Source organism: Bacillus sp. LR--39, assembly GCF_053613335.1.
Genome location: NZ_JBSIOT010001003.1, coordinates 1 through 659, shown reverse-complemented (window position 1 = coordinate 659; position 659 = coordinate 1). Strand labels below are relative to the sequence as shown.

The window sequence follows — 659 nt, the reverse complement described above, 5'->3', positions numbered from 1 at the left end:
ATTAATGAAAACACTCATTATTTGGTCCCCTGCCTTTCATTCTTTCTTAAACTAAGGATACGATTTTCTGCGCGCCGTCAGCCATTGATTCCGCAGATGTAATGTTTAATCCTGATTCACTAAGGATTTTCTTCCCTAGATCCACGTTTGTGCCTTCAAGACGGACGACAAGCGGCAATGTCAAACCAACTTGTCTAGTCGCTTCAACAACCCCTTCTGCGATGACATCACATTTCATAATGCCGCCGAAAATGTTGACAAAAATCCCTTTAACGTTTTGATCAGAAAGAATGATTTTAAATGCTTCCGTGACTTTTTCCGCGGTTGCACCGCCGCCCACATCAAGGAAGTTGGCCGGTTCTCCCCCATAATGCTTGATAATATCCATCGTAGACATTGCAAGCCCCGCGCCGTTTACCATGCAGCCGATATTTCCATCAAGGGAAATGTAGCTTAGATCATATTTGGACGCTTCAATTTCTTTCGGGTCTTCTTCATCCAAATCTCTGTATTCCATAATGTCCTTTTGTCGGTACAACGCATTGCTGTCAAAATTCAATTTTGCATCAAGCGCCATCACATTTCCGTCGCCGGTAACAACAAGCGGATTGATTTCGGCGATTGAGCAGTCTTTCTCAACAAACGCTTTATATAGTCCA

Annotated in this window: 1 protein-coding gene; it reads right to left on the bottom strand. The window is 43.2% G+C overall.

The features are described from left to right. Positions 1–46: 46 nt before the first annotated feature. Positions 47–659: succinate--CoA ligase subunit beta (locus ACWHAR_RS28060; protein ID WP_452088566.1), on the bottom strand; the 613-nt coding region annotated here is incomplete at its 5' end.